Here is a 20170-nt window from a genome sequence, read left to right as displayed (position 1 = left end):
GGACGCCCAAAAGGGCGCCCTTGAATGGCATTAAGATTAGTAAGCCAGTGCAAACAAACCGTGAATATGAGCCAGGTAACGGATGTTACTTGCTTCTTTCATCATGGTTGCAGGCAGACCTTTCAGACGAGTCTGGTTGCCACCGATCATGCCGACAGCATCTTTACGACCCAGACTTCCCAGCGTACCGGAGAATACTGGTGTGAAGGATTCCATTGCGCCACCTTTGAACATAACGCCCAAGTTGTGACCAATAGTCTCACCCATTTGCCAAGCCAATTGTGCTGTTGGAGGGTAAGGGCGAGCGCCTTCGCTAGGGAAGACCACTGCGCTGTCACCAGCAACAAACACGTCTTTGTGAGAAGTAGATTGCAGAACTTCCGTAACTTTCGCACGGCCACGATCCACTTCAATTCCGCTGTTAGCAACAACAGCGTTGCCTTGTACGCCACCTGTCCATACGAGTGTGTTCGTAGGGATAGAGCTGCCGTCTTTCAGCAGAACTTCGTTTTCTTTCATCTCGGTAATCGCTACGCCAACGATGAAGTTAACGCCACGTTTCTCAAGACTTGATTTAGCACGCTCAACCAGTTCCGGCGGGAATCCTGCCAGGATGGAAGGACCTGCTTCAACTGTGTACAGGGATACTTCTTTGAAGTCGATGCCTTTTTCTTGACATACTGCAGGAAGCAGGTCAGCGAATTCGCCAACAAGCTCAATACCTGTCAAGCCGCCGCCACCAATAACAAACGTAGCGTCTGCTTTGTTGCCGGACTGTTTGTAAGCATCAAGACGTGCTTCAACGTGTGCACGAATACGGTTTGCATCGCTAACCGATTTGAGCGTGAAGCTGTACTCTTGCAATCCCGGAATTCCGAAGAATGCCGTTTCGCTGCCCAAGGCAACGACAAGTGCATCGTAAGAGTATGTGGAGCCGCTGGTCATCAGAACTTTTTTCTCGTCCGGCTTGATTGTATCCACCGTATCGATTTTCAAGTTCACGTTTTTGCCACGCAGCAATTTTTCGAGTGGAAGAGCAACTGCTTGTTCAGCAATGCTTCCCGCTGCAAGACGGTGCAGTTCCGTGATAATTTGGTGTGTAGGGTAACGGTTCACGACAGTAATTGTCGCTTCTTCCGGAGACAAGTATTGACGCGCAGTCAATGCAGTCAACAGACCGCCGTATCCTCCACCCAAGATCAAAATTTGCTTCGACATATCCATCCTCCGTTCTTCTAAGTCTTAACGTTTCGGTTGTTGACGCTCGTTCAAGATGCTCAAGAAAGATTGAGCAAAACGAAGCGATTGTTGTACGTTTGGATCTTTAAGCATTTTCAGCATAGCGAACAAGCCAACTGAAGTTTGCTCTGTTTGCGCACGGTCATTGGCTTCGATGGCAGCAGAAGCTACACCTTTAGCTTTGTCTACAACAGGCTTAGCGAACTCGCCCATTGCGCTCATTGTGTCGCTGATCAGAACTTTGTCTGTTGCTACACTTTGTGCAAAGTCATAAGCTTTTGTCATAGCAGTAACCATTTCAGCCAATTTAGGCAGGTTCTCCACCAGAACGGTTAAAGACTCCTGTACCTCAGGCTTCATCAGTTGATCCAGAACGTCCAAGGACTGGCGCTCGGAAACGTTGGCACCTTCTGTAACTGGCACCTCTTGTTGAGTAGGCGATTGTGACATAAGAGAAAGTCCTCCTTTACTTTGGGATAGAAGTCCGCGACTTTCATGATGCCTGTCAAGCAGAGCCGAACCACAAAATACATCGAATACATTTAAATGTACCAAATTTCACACAATAGGATGAGCGTAGCTCAGGGCCACTCCCATATCATGCATTGTATCTTGGATCTATTGCGGACAACATGTGTTGACGCACAAAACGACAAGCAGGCCGAAACCGAACTCTATACCCTTATATTACACCTCTTACACATGAACATGAAAAAGAAATTTTTTACACTTGTGAAGATATTGTGAACATTGTAGCAAAATCGATTTTTTTGTCAAGCATTGCGGTCGGATTAAAATCGATTATTCTCCTGTCCCAGATCCGTCATACTACCACATGTGGTATGAAGACAAGATCCCATATGACCATATGTGCGATATGTACACAAGGAAGGATTTTTTCAACTGAATGATTCAGGAATTGTTTTCCAAAACCATGAATTTCATGCAACGAAATTGGTCACTGTCGTTATTATGCAGCTAGGGGTGCAGCCTTATTCCTGAAATGACATCATTTCTTGTTCAAGTATGAACCTATTCTGGCATGAAAGCAAAAAAGACACAAAGAAGGCCTGACGAATCGTCCTGCCTCCTGATATTTGCTTTACTATTCGCCCGATTGAATCATTTAGGTTACACCATAACTATTTCTGGGGAATGCTGATCCATTTCTTCAAGCAATGCTTTTATTGCAACGACGGCGGCTCGCTCCAATTCTTCCACTTCCAGAAGTATCGAGATGGCCTGATCGGCATGAAGCTTCTCATTAGGCAGTCCTCCATCTGGAAAAGGAAATAATTCCGCGAGTGTATTTAACTTTTGGGACATGTTTCGATATAACTCTTCTGCCTGAAGACAGAATGGAATCAAGCTGGAATAACAGGCAGTCGAAGCCCACTGTAGAGAAAGTTCTTTGAAAAACTCACTTGCATAACGTCTTGCATCCCACAATACCGCAATGTTATAGGCGTGACCGTTCGGTTCTACCCGTCTATATTCTAGGGCTTCTCTCCAGACGGCATAGGCAGCCACACCACTGACTGTGTTCGGCAAGGTATACGGGTCCTCCCCACGATAATGAGCCAAAACAGCCGTCAGTGCCGCGTGCAAGTTCATTTCTCGTATCATGCCATCTGATTCCGCTGCCAGTACAAATACTTCCTGATTCACACCCCGCCCTACATGATCATAGGGAATTGTTCCTGATTTATTGAAATCGGTACCGTATAGGGTCCTGGCTGCATCATCATAGCCATATATCAACCCGAATTCGGGAATATTCAGGTCCCACACGACGGCCGGAATTCCCCGATGAATGGAGTAACGTATCAGGGAGAGGGCCTGAACAAGTCTTGGATTAAGCAACCTTTTACCCTTCGCTTTCTCCTCTAGCATCGAAGGATCAACCAGATTGGCATTGAGTCCCGCTTCGCTCGCCAAAGCCTCGACCGCATGGGAACGATAACCCATATGTTGCAATCCTCTGGTAAGCACCTCTTTGAAGTTATAGGCGGTGGGTCCAGCGATATGTATGTCCTGAGGCAGGATGGTCAGACGAAAAGAAAGTCCACTCATCCCCATAACCATGGGGAGAGACGGAGATGGACCGATATAACCTAACATCTCGTGAATGGATGCTGCTGCCGAGTTCCAGGTTTGGGGAGCCCGAAACGAAAGGGGTTCCTCCAGAGTCACTCGATTTTGCCCGAGTGAATTCCACTCTGCCAGCATTTCTTCTACAGATAAATGAATATGAAGCTGAGACACTTTTTTACGTGAACGGGACAGAATTTGATACACATTGGCACTTGTCAGATTGAATTTGCAGGCCATTTCTTGCGGTGACAGCTGCTCCATCCAATATGATGTGAAGACCTGTTGTTCTCTTTCATTCAGACAACCCAACAGCCTGTGGAGATTGTTCCTCATTTCCTGCTGAGCAACAGCTTGATACGGATCATAGTCTGTCTCCTGCGATCTCCGATCGGTGTCATTCAAAAGATGATTCAGCGTCATGTCGAGCGAGTCTTGATCGCTCCATGAGGCATCATCGGCTCCGAATCCAAATGCAAAGAACGAAGAAAAATGTTGTTCCCTCTGCTGCTTTTGGCGCTGCATGTGTGAGTACGCCTGATTACGTACAATACGCTGCATCCAGGCCATAAAATGCTCAACATTCTGAAGCTGTCCCATATGAATGAACGCACGAATCAACCCATCCTGTAAAATGTCTTCTGCGAGATAAGAATCATACGTAAGTGCTCGTACATAACGAAACAATTGCCCGCGGTAACGGTGAATCAACTCTCCAAAGGCCTCTGTATCCCCCGTTTGGGCTCGTTGGATAAGCGTGATATCCGGCTCCTTTTGCCGATCCTCTAATGTCTCATCTTCCCCTGGCCTGATATGGCGATTGTTAGTATCCATCCATTTATATCTCCCTCTATAACGTTGCTTCACTTTCATTACTCCATCTTCAAAATAGAAGCTTCGATCATGGCTTCCGTCTCCGCGAGTGCCACCATGATTGTCGCAGCAGCCTCCCAGTTCCGAGAGACAAGACGGGATTGGCATTCCCCGAATTGACGGGATTGTGCGTATTTCAAAGCAGAAAGGTCAGGATGGATTGTTTTAAAAAACAAACCATAATCATGGGCACGACGCGCGCCTACTGGCAGAGCAAAATACACATAATGAGCCCACTCATTATCATCGATTGCTCCAGCACGAACCTGTTCCGCCTTATGCAGAATGGCTGAAGCTCCAGTTCGTCCTTCCTGTGCAGCAATATCATGGGTCTGTTCTGTAAGGGTTGATTTGAACCAAGTGAAAGCCCGGCGGTTAATCTCCTCCAGATCAGGATGTTCAATGCGTTCAGGACTCCACCATCGTCGATACACACCGCTACTCCATGGGAATTCAGACTTCCATGCTTCCTCAAGTTTACCCAGTGTCAGGAAGACATTCGGAAATCCAGCCGGGTCATGCAGGCATATTTCATCGCCACTCATATTGAGCGCCACTACATAATGATCGCAACCACCCAGATTGGGAGAGTTGGGATTGTAGACGAGTTTGCCCATATCCAGCGGCCCCATCATCACAGGGCCCTGCTTCAAAGCCTCTCTTAGCTCATCTACAGGCATCTCTGTACCCCGTGCTTGCACACTTTCGCGCACACTAAATCCCAGAATGCTCATCGCCTTGCTGATGGCCAGATCAGGACTGGAGGTACAGTTATCAAAAAAAAGCATATCTTCCTGCGTTCGAAAGGCCCCTAGTGAAAAGCCACCGATGGGTTCAAGCAGACCGGGATCTATCTTTTCTCCAATCGACGACAGCAGCATTGAAGCTGAATTGGCGTAGCAATACGCACCATTTCCAATATAATTGCTCATATCATAACACCCTCTCATTCCTTTAATGAAGCACGCGATTAAGCAATGCCTATACTTATACTGACTCTTCGTACAGATCATTTCTGACAGAATATCCAGAAGTAATTTCTGACCGCCATGAAATAGTGAACGTTTAGAATACGGACATCCCGGTTAATAAGGACTACACCAGAAACGAAGGAGATGTTCGATATGAGTAATTCAACTAGCGATAAAATCAAAGCAGGCGTAAACAAGGCCAAAGGCGAAGTGAAGGATCAGATCGGTAATGCAACCAATAACAGATCCCTTCAGGCTGAGGGTAAAAAAGACAAAGCCAAAGGTGCTGTACAGGATAAAATTGCCGACGTTAAAAGAGATCACTAGATCCTTTTGATGTAAAACTCAGAAAGCACGAAGATTTCGTGCAATAGATCGTTTTAAAATAGCCTGACCGTCCGTGTTTGGATGAAATTCGAAAATGAGACGGAGGCGCAAAAAAGTCAAGGAAGGTGTTACTCAATACACCCTTCCCTGGCTTTTTTTGTGTATTTTATACTGCTGGAACTGCGTATCTTGCCATATCGATAATGAAACTGCGCGTTTCCCTTGTTGTATGGTATTCACGGCTGAACTGTCTGATCCATTCGGGATGTTCCTGATACCAACGGAAGGTTTTTTCCAATCCCTTTTCCAACGTGGTTTGCGGTAACCATCCCAATTCCGCTCGCAATCTGCCTGAGTGCACGACCAGACTGGATCCTCTGGATTGGGTTGGTTCCTGCTCCCGAATCTCTACAGCAGCTACGGATCGATCCATTGGCTTCAATATCTCCCCGATCTCCTGCATGGTTGTTCCAAGCCCTGTCGATATGTTGTAGACCTGTCCGTCTTTGCCTTTCAGCATAATCTGTTCAATGGCCCGGAGGGCATCATCTACATACAAGAAATCACGCACTGCCGATCCCTGAATATCCAGAGGCAGTCCGTCCAACATCCGACCAAAATTTCGGGGAATAATACGGTCTGGTAATTGCCATGGTCCATAGAGGTTGGTCAAACGAAAGAGTTTGACTGGAAGTTGGTAACATTGAGCATAGGAGTGAGCAAGCATTTCACAGGCAACTTTGGATGCAGAATAAGGAGAGACGGGTGCATACGGATCTGATTCATGATAGACTCTGCCCCAATCGCCGCCATACACTTCAACGGATGAAGCCAGCAAGACTGGAATGTGATGTTCCGTAGCATATTGCAGGATAGCCTGTGTGCTAAGTGTATTATTGCGGAAAACTTCCCCTGGCTGATGATACGAATAATCCACGTGTGGCATGGCCGCCAGATGGATAATGTAATCTGTTCCTGAAGGTAGATGAATCCGGTCATGGGCAAGGTTACAACAGATGAACGGCATCTCATGCAGAGGAGAGATATGAACAAGTCTCTGACAGTAATCATCCCGATCCAGAAGGGTAATTCGATGCCCCTTTTGCGCCAAATACTGTGAAAGATTAAATCCCACAAATCCAGAAGCCCCTGTAATCACAATGTTCACACACGATTCCCCCTTGCGATTTATACAACGAGTGCATTGAAGAGAGTTTATGTACTGAGTATAACCTTAAAATGATACATTTTGTATCATTTTGCAATTGTTTTTTGTTCGTCCTTGAGGTTATAGGGTAATTTATAGTGAGGTGATGTGAGATGAACGAACGGAAAAAGGACATAGAGACGTTATTCTTTCAGGATGACGGTGTAATTCCCAATCATCCGACCCTGCCTGTGCTTTTGTATAAGAATGTATGGGCTGAAGAGGCTCTTCATGCAGAAACGTTGCTGAACCGTAACGGATGGGGAAATAGCTGGTTGAATGGTGTGTTCAATTATCATCATTATCATAGTAATGCTCATGAGGCTCTTGCTGTGGTGAGTGGATTCGTGAAACTGATTTTAGGCGGAGAAAATGGTCAGAAAGTTTACCTTCAAACAGGCGATGTTGTCGTGCTTCCCGCTGGGACAGGGCATAAACGTCTGGAGTCCAGCACTGATTTTCGTATTGCCGGTGCTTATCCGGGCGGCATGAGTTACAACACACGCACAGGTGAGGAAGGCGAGCGACACAAGGCTCTTCAGGAAATCCAAGAAGTTCCGATCCCGCGGACTGATCCGGTCTATGGACAGAACGGGCCACTCATGGAAATTTGGAATGGGAAGAAGTCATAATACAAATGAAGATCATAAAGAAGAACATTGATGGACAATGTACAAGCGAAGTTAGTTCAGTACTTAATGAGAAAAAAATAGACTGTTCCCCGGACATGTAGGAGTTACTCACCGGTGGAACAGTCTATTTAAGTGTTAAGTCTGAACAGCTGGTATCGGGAACACTTCGTGATCATCTTCCTATATGGGCAAAGAACTGCTCAAATCTTCCGTCTTATTTCAAACTTTGCGATCTCGTCGCTTGTTTTTCTATCCGTGCGTTTCAGCCTTAGTCCCTTTCAGCGCTCAGCAAGCCGAATACTGTAATACCTCATTGCAAGTGGCTTTCCATCCATTTCAAGTTGGCCTTGCAGCACCAGTTGTCGTAGACGGTACTCCACGAACGCATCACTTATATGCTGGCTACTTGTACCAATCACTTCACCCACAATACGAGCTGCTCGGATATACTTGCCTGGCTCCCAGTTCGGTGTCAGTTCCCTCACCTTCTGCATAATGTACTCGTCCAACGCATCTTCAGTTAAACTCCGAATCACGCCATTCTCCATCATACGTAATAGCCCAGGCTGTACCGAAAGTTCCAGCCAATCCTGCTCCAGTTGGCGGCGTTCTCCCTTGGACAGCGGCTCTTGCTCAGAGCAGACGTGCCACATCGCCAGAAGCTTTTCCGGAAGAATCTCGCCTGTGTGGAGCACATCGTATTGAACGTCAGGTCTATCAAATAATTGCTTATATAAGCCACTCGTTTCGATAAGATATATGGGACTCTCGGTGTTCCGCAATAGATACATGGCATAGAGTAGTCCCGTCTTCTCCCGTGCATTATTCGCATACCAGATAATGATCGACGTCTTGGAATCAAAGGACTGTATTGTGGCGTTGAGCTCAAATAATGATTCCAGTTCATGCATGCCATATGCCTCACGGTCATTGAGACACATTCGTTCGGTCAGCCAGAGATGCCTGCGTTGCAAGTCTGCACGCCGGGTCAGATCACCTAACGGCCCTACCGCATAATTATCATCTATAGAGAAAAAACTCCGTTTTTCCTGATCAGGTAATGTACTCATTCCCATTTTCAGACTACTCAGAGGTGATTCTCCAAACGTAATATGAATTTCATTTGGCTTGTCGACCTCGGAGAGAGCTTGTTGTTCCAGACGCCCCAGATCCAGAGGTGTATCCAGATCCCGAAACAGGGATTGCATTGTTTCCGCGAAATCTACTCTTTCTCCTTGCTCTGCCTGCCGCTTGACCACGTGTGCTGATTTCATATAGAGCACACGCAGTACTGAACGAAGTTCATCTTCACTCATACGATTTATCGTTCGGCTGAATGCATAGATATTATCATTCATGCTGGGTCCTCCTTCGATCTAACGGGATTACTGACATCCTATATCTGCGTACTGATCATTTTTTATGAGGAAATGGATTTTCCAGAGGGTTGATTCAGATCATGTAGATCTTCTCCATCTGACGATGACCGGGTAAAGTGTCGCTCCAGTTTACGGCTTGCCCACAGGGATACCGCAATAAACAGCAATACGCCTACCCAGCGTACAGGATGCTCCAGAAACTGTTCCACATTGGAACCGATATACGTAACTGAGAAGATCATGATCGCTTTACCACAGCCCACCGCAAGCAGGAAAGATAATAATCGCATTCGCGCGATACCTGCCGCCACGTTAATAATGACAAACGGACCTACCGGGAAGATACTCAGCAGAAAAACATAACTGAATGCATTCCTTCGAATCCATACCATGCTGCGTTGCACACGAGGTTTGCGTGCCCATCGCTCTACAAAAGCGGATTTCCCAATCTCCCGTACGATCAGGAATGTAACGGTACAACCGAGCACCATGCCGATCCATGAATATATAAATCCTGCCCACAGACCGTATACCGCACCGTTCACGCCTACAATTAATAGCGTTGGAAGTGGCGGTACAAATGATTTCATAAACGTAAGCAAAATTCCCGGTAACGGGCCCAGGGAGCGAAACTTCTCCAGCCAAAAACGAATATTTTCTTCCGTAATATATGACATAATGTCCAATGCTGCCGGGGTCATCTGCATCCATCCAATCTATACAGTCTAAGTTCTCAGGTTTGATGTTCTCTATACATTTCATCATTCATATGGATGATGAAGCTTCTTTAGTAACTCCCTCCCAGTATAACGTACATCTTCGATGAACACCGTTGTCAATTTGAAGAAATTATTGCACGGCAAACTCACTTCCCACCCAAATCAAAATTAAATCAAAAAAGCACACCTCGACCTCTTTGGTCTTGGTGTGCTCTTTATATCAAAACCCCGATTCCATCTTCGGGGGCATATTATCCTTCTTCCAGCTGCGCCTCCTGCATGGCCAGTTCAATCAGTTCTGCCTGATGGGCAGCATTCCATTCGGGAATACCGGAACGCATGAACTCTTCGGCATCCATCGCTGCTTTGGACTGGTTGCACAGATTACAGGCGCAGACACAGTTGAGCGGGGTGGTATGTCCACCTTTGGCACGCGGCAGCAGATGGTCAATCGTATCTCCATACGATCCACAGAAGTAACAGGTGTAGTGATCCCGGGTCAGAATATACCGCTTGAAATCCTTGTTGCTGAACAATCGGCGAATCGTGTACCGATTGACCACCACAGCGGCTTTTTCCTTCACCAGCGTGACTGCAAGCTCCATGTCCACTTCCTGATGCCAGCGTCTGCCCTTATCCGTCTTGCCTCGCATCCGTACCATGCCTTGCCGGTTGGTCCGGAGCGAAGCCGGATCTTCCGGGTCGATAGCGACCGGGGCCGACGGGGTCTGGCGGCGGGGACGGCCATCCGTGCCAGCCCCGTGGCTGCGGCTGGCATGCGCGGGACGCTGCCCGGATGCACCGCGGGCAGCATCTTCCCCGCTCGCCTTGGGCGCACGCTCCTTGCGCGCCTGGCGCGGCTTGGACCCTGGCGAGCCAGGCTGGCGCACGGGCGCAGGAGACCCTGCCTCGGCAGCAGCCCCCGGCGCTTGCCCGGGCTCGCGCCCGGTGGCGGCAGGCTGTGCCTCCGCCGCCGTAGGTGCAGCGACCGTGGTGGCATCGCCACGGTCGCTCAGTGCCGGCGCATGGGCCTCAGCAGCTACGCTGCGGGCCTGCCCTGCGCCGGGCGCGGGCGCGGCAGCACGCTTGCGGCGCCGCTTGCGCTTGCGTTTGGCTGCGGTCGGTTGATCCGCAGCCATGGGCTCTGCTGCCGGGCCTTGCGGCTCAGCTGGCAGCAGAGCTTGGTGGGCTGCCGCCGCTTGCTCGGCGGCCTGCACTGCAGCGGTAGCTCGCGCGCCAGCCCGCTGTGCACTGCCCTTTTCATTCGCAGCAGCATACCCCTGCGAATGCCCTTCTTCCCCACGCCAGTGCTCACCTGGCTGTGGCTCATCTCCTACCTCACCTGCCGAGCCATCCTGCTCCAGACTCGTCTCTCTAAGCTCATTGCCCGTTATGCTCTCTGATCGCTTGCTCTTCCTCCGTCTTCTCCTCTTCTTCCGTATACCCGAAGAAGAGGGTGGCGAAGTCACCAACTCAGCGCGTTCATCGTCATTCGAAGAACTCGAGTCTACTGATGGTTGAGACATCAGACTTCTGTCAGACTCAGACACCGTAGCAGATCCCTGCTCCATACCATGGGAGGTACGACCTGCCTCATTTCTCGCAGATGCAGAGGGGCTGGCAGTAACAGCACGTGTATCCAAGCCATCCCGTTGACGCTCCATCCGTTCATTCGTTCGTCCGACGCTTGAACCTGACTCGTGGTCAGCCTGTCCACCAAGCTGGCGACAGCTGCGGCAGGCTCCCCGCCTGGCTCCGGGACCTGCCCGCTTTCCGGTTCTGCGCCGGAATTCGGACATCGGCCGCTGTTGTCCGCAATACATACACGTTTTGCTCAGTCGCGCTTCTTGTTCCGTCTTTCCTTGCCGGAAAGGGGCTGGACCCGTCTCCATGTTGTCACCTCGGTTCCGTATGAATCCGGTTTCTTTCTATTGTATCACATCTGCTCGTGAACACCCTCATGGCCATAGGCCTGATAATCTTTCGAGTTGTATTCCTGTGTCTGTTCACTGCATTCGTGAAGAATGTGTTCCACATATTCCAATATATCCTGCATCGGTCTCCCGCATTTTTCGCATGTTGTCATTATATTCACCTTAATCCTGTTATCCATAATGTATTATCGTTCCGCCTTATGATTACCCCACATACATGAAAAAGAAACACTCGTTCCCCACATCCAGCATATCTGTATAGACGAAAAAACCGCTCCCTGCTCTCCCCTAAGGTCGACCAAGAAACGGTTTATTATTCCTGTGTTGGAAATACATCTTAACGAACGTCCAGTTGGCCTGAGTTCTGTTGGGGGACGAGACGTGGTTTGGGTTTTGGCAGATTGCCAAAGATGACCCATGCATATGGAACAAACCTTGCCGTCAATCCAACGACGATCCACGAAGCGATTAGAGCTACACCGAATCCTCCGGCATACCATAGATGCACTAACCACGATACTCCTGTTTGAGGCGGATAATTCCGATACACCAGCAGGAAGAATGGATGAATCAGATAGATGCCAAAGGACAATGCCCCAAGCCGATTCAGCGGCTTGACGATGAGTGACGGCCCTTTGCGATAGAGCAGATAGGCAATCTGGATAAGCACCAGCGCACAGGCAAAGGTATGCACATTCCAGAAGAATTCATACCACAGTGTGTTATACGTTGCGATCTTCAGACGCAGCAGGTAGTAGATATACACATGGCCAAGTCCGGCAATGATCCATACCGCCCAGAGCAGAATCCATGAAGCTACACGTCCTTTGGTTGCATTGGCCCGACTGATGACAAACCATTGCTTGATTTTAGGGAAATATACCCCGATAAAAGCACCCAGCATGAAATAGGAAAAGTATGAGAACGCCCAGCTTCCCTTGTTGGGTACCTGGAATCCATATTTATTACTTACGATGAATGCCCATTGAATCAATAGTCCAATCGGAACAGACCATTTCACCACAGAAGGATATTTCTTAAGCAACCATAACACCAATGGGAATAACAGATAAAATTGCATGTTAATAAACACAAAGTACAGATGGGTATAGGCCTTACCTGTAAACAATTTCGTGATAAAACTTACTGCCGATTCGCCGAAAGGTCGGCCCTGATAATGCGTGAAATGCAGCAACACAAAATACATTAATGAGAACAGGAAATACGGAAGCAAAATATACACAAATCTTTTCTTGTAGAAGTTACTCACGAGTTTCTTATCCAACGGACGGGAATAATAGTTATAGAACAGTACAAAACTGCTCATAAAAATAAAGGTTGGCGTACCATATTTCATAAAGATATTAATAAAGTTGTACAGCCAGTAGTAGCCTGAACCCGTCATGTCCACCGTCGCATAGGACGTGGAATGCACGCACAGTACGCCGATAATTGCCATGGCACGCACCAGATTCAGCTCTGGAATTCGCTCTCTTTTCAGTGTTTCACTCATGTTTACGTTTCTCCTTAATGTGTTCGTCAATATGTCAGATATGACTTAATACAATAAAGCTCTCTATCTATTAAAAGCCATAATGCTTAAGATGGGTAGTCCATTTTCTTGACAATTCCTAAATTTTCAAACACATTTCACACTATTTTCATGTCTATATATGTAAAAAAGACCGCGAGTACGCGGTCTGTGGAACATCCTGCTCTCAACCAAATGAATATTGGATCAACCGGATGAGAATGGTAAATTTGGGTTTGGGCATGCATCCCGCCCCTGACTGAGTCTACTTCGCACGACTCGCCAGAATCTGTTTATACACGTCAATAGCTACCTGTCTCGATGCCTTCAGATCAACAATGGCATCCTTGCGCGGCTGATGGATGTCCTTGCTATTCAGATCCTTCAATTCAGGCAACCACTTGCGAATATAATCACCTTGCGGATCATACTTCTCGGATTGTGTTACCGGATTGTTCACGCGAAAATACGGAGCCGCATTCTCCCCAAGCGAGGCACACCATAACCAGTTACCACGGTTTTGAATGTTATCATAGTCACTCAGCTTGCGCCTGAAATAAGCTTCGCCCAAGGTGAATGGGCATTGCAGGTTTTTGGTGAGAAACATCGCCGTGAGAATCCGCAGCCGGTTTGGCATATGTCCGGTTTCATTCAGTTCCGTCATCGCTGCATCAATAATCGGAATGCCTGTCTCCGCCTTGCACCACCGTTCAAAGTGATCATCATGGAGAGCCGAGAGATCGTACACCTTTTCATATGTAAAATAGTGACTCTCATAGGCCGCTCGATACAGATAGAAGTCGCGGAAGCACAACTGCCTGATCCATTCCCCAGCCTCAGCCGTGCGACTCGCCGCATCATACATTTTGCGAATGGATACAGCCCCCACAGCTACGTAAGAACTGAGATGACTCGGCTCGTACGCCTCATATTCATCCCGATGATCGCCGTATTCAGCAATTCGATCCGACAAAAATTGATCCAACAGCAGATGCGGGTCCTCGTCATTCGAACCACTGCCCTCCAGCAACTCCGGAGGTACCTGCATTGCATCCGGCCATTCAATCTGACGATCACTCACCTTCAACTCTGCAACCGTTGTTGCCGAAGGAGGGTTGGGATGTTCATTCATGAATTCCACCCACCGCCGATGGAAAGCCGCAAATACCTTATATGGCTCCGACTTGCCTGTAAAATTGGCAAATCCATTCAGATCCATCAACAGATGATCCGTCAGTTGTGTGAACGAAACCTCGTGCGCCTCACTAACTTTGCGTATGGCCCTATCCCGCTCGATTGCATAGGGCGTCATGTCCCGATGAACCACAATCTCGTTAATCTCACCTTTGAATTCGTTCAGGATGAAATCAACCACTTCAGCCGGTTTGCCGTAAGCAACATGCAGTTTTCGTTTGGCTTCAAGATACTGTCTGCCTATATCCGCTGCGTGCTGCCTGAAATTCACACCGCTGTGTTCCTTCTCTCGGCCTTGCCGCAGGAGGAATGAATCATAGATGAGAACATGCACACTCTCTTCTTGGTGTTCCCGCAAATAATCGAATGCGGCCAGATCATCCGTACGCAAGTCTTTGCGGTGTATGAATAGCTTCATGCCTCACCCTCCTGTCTGAACTTACGTTACATACATTTATTTGTCCGTCAGGTTCTGATATAACCTGCTTGTTTCGGGCTCCGGCTGATACCCCAGATCCTCATTTAATGTCAATGTAAATGAATGATACAAACGAAGTATGCCTTGCTGATCATCCATGGATGCATACACTTCCATCATGAGTCGGCAGATTTCTTCCGAATAAGGCTCCCGTTCCTGCAATATCGTTAATTGCTCAATCGCTTCCTTGCCACGACCATGCTCCATGTCCCATCTCGCGATATCCATAACCAGCGCTGTATACTTGCGTCTGAGTTCCCTTGCTTTGGCCTGTGCCCAATGATAATCATGCTCTTCCAGATAATCGCCACGATAAAGCGGAATCATATGCCTCAAGTCATCAACATTGTCTGATGTGATGACGTTGTAGACCATGGATTTTTCAAATTGATCCACATCACTTACCAGATTGCCTGATAACAGACGATAACGGTTCATATTGTACTCCAGCTTGCCTGTCATGTTCCATTCCTTAAGCAGCTTTCGAATCTGGTACACGGAAGTATGTAGATGGGTTAATCCCTTTTCCTGAGAAACATCACCCCACAGCTTATCCAGCAGAATTTCCTTGCTTACCCATAATGAAGCTTATGGTCAGCATAATCCAGTGTTTTCTCATCTATGTATTCCTTCCATCCACAATGGCGAGAGACGTCTAATTTTGTCGATTTATTCCTATAATTCATGTTACACGTTTCTGGTGCTCACGGAAATAGTTTCCGTCATAATCGGTCAACTTCCTTATAATTTTAAGGATCTCTATCTGTTTTCGCCAGCTCTTGGTACACCAATCAACCCCAGGCCGAATTTCACCGGAATGAACGGGCGAAATGACCTGGGGTTGATTGAATGAAGATTTATTTAACAACTTGGGCAAGCTTCTGAACGATTCCGGCCCATCCCTGTTCCATACGTTCGCGTACGATAGCGTGGGCCTGTCCAAACTCGGTCAGTTTATCCGCATCCCAACCGCTGTGAATCAGTGTGAAATCCGTACCTTCGGGCTGTTCATTCAGTTGGAACGTCAACGTCCAGTCCTTACCCCAGCGGAATGACAGCTTGTGCAGCGGATGAACTTCCGTCACCTGACATGGTGATTGGCCGAAGGGGCCTGCTTCCAATATAAACTCGTGACCTTCCACGGGTTCCAGCTTGCCTGGCATGAACCAGGTTTTCAGTCCCTGCTCGGTCGAGACCATTTCCCACACCTTCTCTACAGGTGCATGAAGCACCAGTTCCTGCCGGATATCTGGCAGTGCACTTGATGAACTTGATGATGAATCCATTCGAATCACCTCCTTATACATTTCATTTCGTATAACTACCCGAATAGAAGTTGACCTCCGCTTTACCCCCACCCTATAATTGGAGCATATTCCATAAAAGGTGCGTGAATCCTATGATAGTCTGCTCTGAAAAATCCAATTCCAACCGTTGCCGGAAGGGATAATCCTGCTCATCCCCCTTCCACGTTTTCATTTTAATACATTTACATGTGGGGGACACCTATACTATGTCATTCAGTTATTACGGTCCATTATGCACCGCCGTGTATGATCTAACGAAACCTGTGGGACACTCCTTGGGAGGAGACATTGAATTCTATCGCGGTTATCTTCAGCGCTGCAAAGGACGTATCCTTGAAGCCCCATGTCTGGTTCAGGCCGATTGCTCATTCCTTTGCTTGAAGCAGGCTTGAAGGTGGATGGAATTGATTATTCAATGGATATGATCGACTCCTGCCGTTCTCGTTGTATGGAGCGGGCATTACCCATGCCTGAGCTGTTCGTTGCCGATCTGGAGAAGCTTGACCTTCCATATCGATACGAGGCAATTATCATTCCCGGAGGTTCTCTGCTCCTCATCCAAGATAGACAGGCGTCGATTAACGCATTACGAAGTCTATTTCAGCATTTAGAACCTGGCGGCAGGCTCGTGTTTGATCTGTTTCTGCCCGATGTGACACAATCCTCTTCTGTGGAAACATCAACCGTTTCATTACCCGATGGTGATACGATCACGGTAGAAGTGAAAACCATTGAAGTGAACCTTCTTCAACAGTACAAAGTGAGTCTGATCCGTTACGAACAATGGCATCAGGGTGCTCTTGTTGCTACGGAGCTGCAACAACTCACCCTACGTTGGTACGGCATAGAAGAGTTACGCCTAATTCTCGAACACATTGGTTTCTCTGACATTAAAGTGTACGCCGACTTTAACCCGGATCAACCACCCACGCAGTCGAATCAAAAATTCGTATACGAAGCAACTCGAAGAGCGTAGTCATCTATAATTGGATGCATATGCTTCTCAATATCCAAAATCAGGCCACAGCATAAGGTTAACCCCTGCTGTGGCCTTTTTTACTATATAAGATTTGCAATAACATTTACACGAGAACGCAGAGGACAGAAATAGCCTAAAGAAGCGAAGCGTTCGCCTTTATCCTCAGATTTTCACCTTTGAAAAAGTGAATCAAAAAATCTGGGGATAACAGCGATCGGAAGGTTATTCTGTCATCGGAGTGGCAAGTGTACGTATAATTTAGAGCAAATTAGTATCCACGAGAATATTGCTCTGCAATGGCGGCTTGATCCTTACTGACACCCAGTTCCAGAGCCGCATGGTTCGCCCAGTACGGGTCACGCAGCATCCCTCTGCCAACGGCAACCAGATCCGCATCGCCGTTTCCAATCACCGCCTGAGCCAATGCTGCATCCTCCAGCATACCCACTGCGATTACAGGAACGTTCAGTTCTTCACGGAAGCGACGGGCAAATGGTACCTGATACCCCGGATAGTTCCCCGGTTTCCGCTGTCCAGAAGGACCTTCGCCACCTGAACTGATATGGAACATGTCCACGCCTGCGTCTTGGTAGGCACGAGCGATATTGATGGTGTGGTCGATATCGTATCCACCATCCGCGTATTCTACAGCCGAAATCCGCAAAATCAGTGGCATATCTGCTGGCATTTCTTTTTTCACTGCACGAATGACTTCTACGCCAAAACGGGACAGATCCTGCCCGTATACATCCTCACGATGGTTCATCAGCGGGGAATGGAACTGGTGGATCAGGTATCCATGTGCACCGTGCAGCTCAATGGTATCTACTCCAGCCTGTACTGCGCGACGAACACCGTCTGCGAACTTCTGCACCATGGCTTCTACCTCTTCCGTACTTAACGCACGAGGCTCCTTGTACTTTTCTCCCGGGAATGTAACTACCGATGGGGCAACCGGCTGCGGTGCATCCTCTGCTTTTCGTCCTGCATGTGCGATCTGAATACCTACTTTGGAGCCGTAGGCATGGATTCCATCTACAAGTTTGGTGAAGGCAGGCACATGCTCATCTGACCATATACCCAAGTCATTATCGGTAATACGTCCATCCGGATCTACATCGGTCATCTCAATTACAATCAGTCCTGTTCCTCCAACCGCACGGCTCACATAGTGAACCTGATGCCAATCGTTCGGAATGCCGTCCTTCGCAGTGACAGAATATTGGCACATTGGTGCCATGACGACACGGTTATTTAATTGCAGGCTCTTGAATTGATAAGGGGAAAATAATTGTTCAGTCATTGATGTTACATCTCCTGTTCCATGATCATGATATATATGAACCCTTACTTATTTGTCTAAGTCCGAAAACAGTTTTCCGTTCTTGCCGTAATTGTCCTTCTCCAAATCCTCAATGAAGATAAAGACTTTGCTCGGATCAACATCCAGTGTCTCACAAGCCACCTGAGTCATACGTTCAATCAACTGACGTTTCTGCTCAACCGACTTGCCTTCCAATACCTTAACAGTGATAAATGGCATGTCTAGGACTCATCCTTTCTTCATCATTTATTATGAACCTCAGTTATAGAAATACAAGTACGTACATTTTTGTGACCTAGTACCCTTTTTGATACCTAGAAATCCTCATATTTCGGTTCTGCCCCATTCTGGAAATGACTGCAAAACATGATATGATAACCGTAGAGAACCACAATAATTACTATACCCAATTTACATAAGTTGTGACTAACGGTTACACGATAACGGAGAGGGCAGAAATAACCTGTAGAAGCGGAGCTAAAAGCTTTCTGCAAGAAAGCTACTTCGAAAGCATACACTTCACCTTTATCCTCAGATTTTCACCTTTGTAAAAGTGGATCCAAAAATCTGGGGATAACAGCGATCAGAAGGTTATTCTGGCCTCGTAGTGGATCAGTGTAAAACAAGTAGTTCAACTTATATACTACTCAAGCTAGGGAGCGATAATAGATGAAAGATATATTAATTCAAAGACTGAGTACTTATGTTCAGATGGATACCCAATCCGATGAAAATAGCGAGACATGCCCTTCCACACCCGGCCAACTGGCCTTGGGCAGACTGCTCGTTGAAGAATGTACATCCATTGGTCTGCAAGATGTAACGATGGATGATAACGGTTATGTCATGGCTACACTGCCATCCAATACCGACAAGGATGTTCCCGTAATTGGTTTCCTGGCCCACCTCGATACAGCGACCGACTTTACTGGCAAAAATGTCAAACCACAGGTTATCGATAACTATGACGGTGCTGATATTGTGCTGAACTCGGAACTGGATGTCGTACTGTCCAACAAGGATTTCCCGGAACTGCATGAGTATAAAGGCCACACCCTGATCACAACCGATGGTACAACGTTGCTTGGTGCAGATAATAAGGCAGGCATTGCCGAGATCATGACGGCGATGGCCTATCTGATTGAACACCCGGAAGTGAAACACGGTAAGATTCGGGTTGCTTTTACCCCGGATGAAGAGATTGGCCGTGGACCGCACAAGTTCGATGTAGCTGCTTTTGGAGCCAAATATGCGTACACGGTTGATGGCGGACCGCTTGGTGAGCTGGAATACGAGAGCTTTAACGCAGCTGCCGCTAAAATTACCGTACGAGGCACCAATGTGCACCCCGGAACTGCGAAGGATAAGATGGTGAACTCCCTGAAAATTGCGATGGAATTGAATCGACGCCTGCCTGTGGAGGAAGCTCCTGAATTCACGGACGGTTATGATGGGTTCTACCATCTATTGTCTCTGGAGGGTGACGTTGAGCTGACAAAGATGAGTTACATTATCCGTGATTTCGACCGGGCGAAGTTTGAAGAGCGTAAAACAAATCTGCTCCATATCGCGAACGAACTGAAGACCAAGTATGGAGAGAAAAGCATAACGGTTGAATTGAATGACCAGTACTATAACATGCGTGAGAAAATTGAACCCGTACGCCAGATCGTCGACATTGCCCATGAAGCCATGACCCGACTGGATATCGAACCTGTTATTCGCCCCATCCGGGGAGGAACAGATGGTTCCCAGCTATCCTATATGGGCATGCCAACACCAAATATCTTCACTGGTGGTGAGAACTACCACGGCAAATTCGAATATGTATCGGTAGACAATATGGTGAAGGCAACCCGTGTCATTGTAGAGATCGCTCAATTGTTCGAGCAACGCGGAGATATCTAATTCACTTGAAGTGCAGAGCAAAGAGAGCACCCCTTGGTATATTCGGGAGGGTGCTCTTTGTTGTGCCATATTGTATT

At 47.5% G+C, this 20170-nt stretch carries 17 protein-coding genes and 1 pseudogene; 4 read left to right on the top strand and 14 right to left on the bottom strand.

The genetic code is table 11. From position 1 onward, the window contains the following. Positions 1-36: 36 nt before the first annotated feature. From QF041_RS21945 to QF041_RS21930, 4 genes are all read right to left on the bottom strand, one after another. The gene (locus QF041_RS21945) at positions 37-1218 is read right to left on the bottom strand and encodes an NAD(P)/FAD-dependent oxidoreductase (RefSeq protein ID WP_036606574.1); all 1182 of its coding nucleotides are present in this window, start codon (positions 1216-1218) and stop codon (positions 37-39) included. Between the two features lie 24 nt (positions 1219-1242). Further along, the gene (locus QF041_RS21940; RefSeq protein WP_017691658.1) at positions 1243-1689 is read right to left on the bottom strand and encodes a DUF1641 domain-containing protein; all 447 of its coding nucleotides are present in this window, start codon (positions 1687-1689) and stop codon (positions 1243-1245) included. A 681-nt stretch (positions 1690-2370) separates the two neighbouring features. Continuing rightward, positions 2371-4164 carry an RNA polymerase sigma factor gene (locus tag QF041_RS21935; protein ID WP_307415659.1) on the bottom strand — a complete coding sequence of 598 codons (1794 nt, stop codon included), beginning with the start codon at positions 4162-4164 and terminating at the stop codon, positions 2371-2373. Between the two features lie 38 nt (positions 4165-4202). Continuing rightward, positions 4203-5135, bottom strand: coding sequence for a hypothetical protein (locus tag QF041_RS21930; RefSeq protein ID WP_307415658.1), 933 nt, complete (start codon positions 5133-5135; stop codon positions 4203-4205). A gap of 192 nt (positions 5136-5327) precedes the next feature. On the opposite strand from QF041_RS21930, the gene QF041_RS21925 reads away from it, so the two are divergent. Beyond that, positions 5328-5501, top strand: a complete 174-nt coding sequence (locus tag QF041_RS21925; protein WP_017691655.1) for a CsbD family protein — start codon at positions 5328-5330, stop codon at positions 5499-5501. Between the two features lie 166 nt (positions 5502-5667). Here the strand turns inward: QF041_RS21925 and QF041_RS21920 are convergent, their stop codons facing one another. Continuing rightward, a complete protein-coding gene (locus tag QF041_RS21920; RefSeq protein ID WP_307415657.1) occupies positions 5668-6669 on the bottom strand; it encodes an NAD-dependent epimerase/dehydratase family protein in 1002 nt (333 codons plus the stop codon). Between the two features lie 152 nt (positions 6670-6821). On the opposite strand from QF041_RS21920, the gene QF041_RS21915 reads away from it, so the two are divergent. Next, positions 6822-7340: a cupin domain-containing protein gene (locus QF041_RS21915; RefSeq protein ID WP_307415656.1), complete on the top strand. Its 519-nt coding sequence runs from the start codon at positions 6822-6824 to the stop codon at positions 7338-7340. A 278-nt stretch (positions 7341-7618) separates the two neighbouring features. Here the strand turns inward: QF041_RS21915 and QF041_RS21910 are convergent, their stop codons facing one another. From QF041_RS21910 to QF041_RS21880, 7 genes are all read right to left on the bottom strand, one after another. Beyond that, the gene (locus QF041_RS21910) at positions 7619-8698 is read right to left on the bottom strand and encodes a DUF1835 domain-containing protein (RefSeq protein WP_307415654.1); all 1080 of its coding nucleotides are present in this window, start codon (positions 8696-8698) and stop codon (positions 7619-7621) included. A gap of 62 nt (positions 8699-8760) precedes the next feature. Beyond that, a complete protein-coding gene (locus QF041_RS21905) occupies positions 8761-9420 on the bottom strand; it encodes a TVP38/TMEM64 family protein (RefSeq protein ID WP_133386260.1) in 660 nt (219 codons plus the stop codon). 269 nt (positions 9421-9689) lie between these two features. Next, positions 9690-11330, bottom strand: a complete 1641-nt coding sequence (locus tag QF041_RS31290; protein ID WP_373461356.1) for an HNH endonuclease — start codon at positions 11328-11330, stop codon at positions 9690-9692. A 379-nt stretch (positions 11331-11709) separates the two neighbouring features. Further along, positions 11710-12885 (bottom strand): acyltransferase, encoded by a 1176-nt coding sequence (locus QF041_RS21895; RefSeq protein WP_091035717.1) that lies wholly within the window; start codon positions 12883-12885, stop codon positions 11710-11712. 283 nt (positions 12886-13168) lie between these two features. Then, entirely contained in the window at positions 13169-14515 is a 1347-nt protein-coding gene (locus QF041_RS21890) for a cryptochrome/photolyase family protein (protein ID WP_307415653.1), read from the bottom strand. A gap of 36 nt (positions 14516-14551) precedes the next feature. Beyond that, on the bottom strand, positions 14552-15037 hold the full coding sequence (locus QF041_RS21885; protein WP_307415652.1) for a bacterial transcriptional activator domain-containing protein: 486 nt from the start codon (positions 15035-15037) through the stop codon (positions 14552-14554). Positions 15038-15432: 395 nt separating this feature from the next. Beyond that, positions 15433-15861: an SRPBCC family protein gene (locus QF041_RS21880; RefSeq protein ID WP_307415651.1), complete on the bottom strand. Its 429-nt coding sequence runs from the start codon at positions 15859-15861 to the stop codon at positions 15433-15435. Positions 15862-16088: 227 nt separating this feature from the next. On the opposite strand from QF041_RS21880, the pseudogene QF041_RS21875 reads away from it, so the two are divergent. Beyond that, positions 16089-16858 (top strand): annotated as a pseudogene (locus QF041_RS21875) (class I SAM-dependent methyltransferase). A gap of 271 nt (positions 16859-17129) precedes the next feature. Here QF041_RS21875 and QF041_RS21870 read toward each other — a convergent pair. Together QF041_RS21870 and QF041_RS21865 are read right to left on the bottom strand one after the other, a co-directional pair. Next, positions 17130-18164 (bottom strand): NADH:flavin oxidoreductase/NADH oxidase, encoded by a 1035-nt coding sequence (locus tag QF041_RS21870; protein WP_307415650.1) that lies wholly within the window; start codon positions 18162-18164, stop codon positions 17130-17132. A gap of 48 nt (positions 18165-18212) precedes the next feature. Continuing rightward, complete coding sequence (locus tag QF041_RS21865) at positions 18213-18404, bottom strand: tautomerase family protein (RefSeq protein ID WP_017691642.1); 192 nt, start codon at positions 18402-18404, stop codon at positions 18213-18215. Positions 18405-18854: 450 nt separating this feature from the next. On the opposite strand from QF041_RS21865, the gene pepT reads away from it, so the two are divergent. Continuing rightward, complete coding sequence (gene pepT / locus QF041_RS21860; RefSeq protein ID WP_307415648.1) at positions 18855-20093, top strand: peptidase T; 1239 nt, start codon at positions 18855-18857, stop codon at positions 20091-20093. Positions 20094-20170 lie beyond the last annotated feature (77 nt).

Source organism: Paenibacillus sp. W2I17, assembly GCF_030815985.1.
Taxonomy (GTDB): domain Bacteria; phylum Bacillota; class Bacilli; order Paenibacillales; family Paenibacillaceae; genus Paenibacillus.
This window is presented reverse-complemented; position numbering and strand designations above follow the sequence as displayed.

What these genes read in the sequence shown, in the direction of transcription:
- QF041_RS21865 (WP_017691642.1), bottom strand. Translation starts at nt 18,404, where the DNA reads ATGCCATTTATCACTGTTAAGGTATTGGAAGGCAAGTCGGTTGAGCAG.
- QF041_RS21940 (WP_017691658.1), bottom strand. Translation starts at nt 1,689, where the DNA reads ATGTCACAATCGCCTACTCAACAAGAGGTGCCAGTTACAGAAGGTGCC.
- QF041_RS21885 (WP_307415652.1), bottom strand. Translation starts at nt 15,037, where the DNA reads ATGACAGGCAAGCTGGAGTACAATATGAACCGTTATCGTCTGTTATCA.
- QF041_RS31290 (WP_373461356.1), bottom strand. Translation starts at nt 11,330, where the DNA reads ATGGAGACGGGTCCAGCCCCTTTCCGGCAAGGAAAGACGGAACAAGAA.
- QF041_RS21915 (WP_307415656.1), top strand. Translation starts at nt 6,822, where the DNA reads ATGAACGAACGGAAAAAGGACATAGAGACGTTATTCTTTCAGGATGAC.
- QF041_RS21870 (WP_307415650.1), bottom strand. Translation starts at nt 18,164, where the DNA reads ATGACTGAACAATTATTTTCCCCTTATCAATTCAAGAGCCTGCAATTA.
- QF041_RS21905 (WP_133386260.1), bottom strand. Translation starts at nt 9,420, where the DNA reads ATGACCCCGGCAGCATTGGACATTATGTCATATATTACGGAAGAAAAT.
- QF041_RS21945 (WP_036606574.1), bottom strand. Translation starts at nt 1,218, where the DNA reads ATGTCGAAGCAAATTTTGATCTTGGGTGGAGGATACGGCGGTCTGTTG.
- QF041_RS21930 (WP_307415658.1), bottom strand. Translation starts at nt 5,135, where the DNA reads ATGAGCAATTATATTGGAAATGGTGCGTATTGCTACGCCAATTCAGCT.
- QF041_RS21925 (WP_017691655.1), top strand. Translation starts at nt 5,328, where the DNA reads ATGAGTAATTCAACTAGCGATAAAATCAAAGCAGGCGTAAACAAGGCC.
- QF041_RS21890 (WP_307415653.1), bottom strand. Translation starts at nt 14,515, where the DNA reads ATGAAGCTATTCATACACCGCAAAGACTTGCGTACGGATGATCTGGCC.
- QF041_RS21895 (WP_091035717.1), bottom strand. Translation starts at nt 12,885, where the DNA reads ATGAGTGAAACACTGAAAAGAGAGCGAATTCCAGAGCTGAATCTGGTG.
- QF041_RS21935 (WP_307415659.1), bottom strand. Translation starts at nt 4,164, where the DNA reads ATGGATACTAACAATCGCCATATCAGGCCAGGGGAAGATGAGACATTA.
- QF041_RS21880 (WP_307415651.1), bottom strand. Translation starts at nt 15,861, where the DNA reads ATGGATTCATCATCAAGTTCATCAAGTGCACTGCCAGATATCCGGCAG.
- QF041_RS21910 (WP_307415654.1), bottom strand. Translation starts at nt 8,698, where the DNA reads ATGAATGATAATATCTATGCATTCAGCCGAACGATAAATCGTATGAGT.
- pepT (WP_307415648.1), top strand. Translation starts at nt 18,855, where the DNA reads ATGAAAGATATATTAATTCAAAGACTGAGTACTTATGTTCAGATGGAT.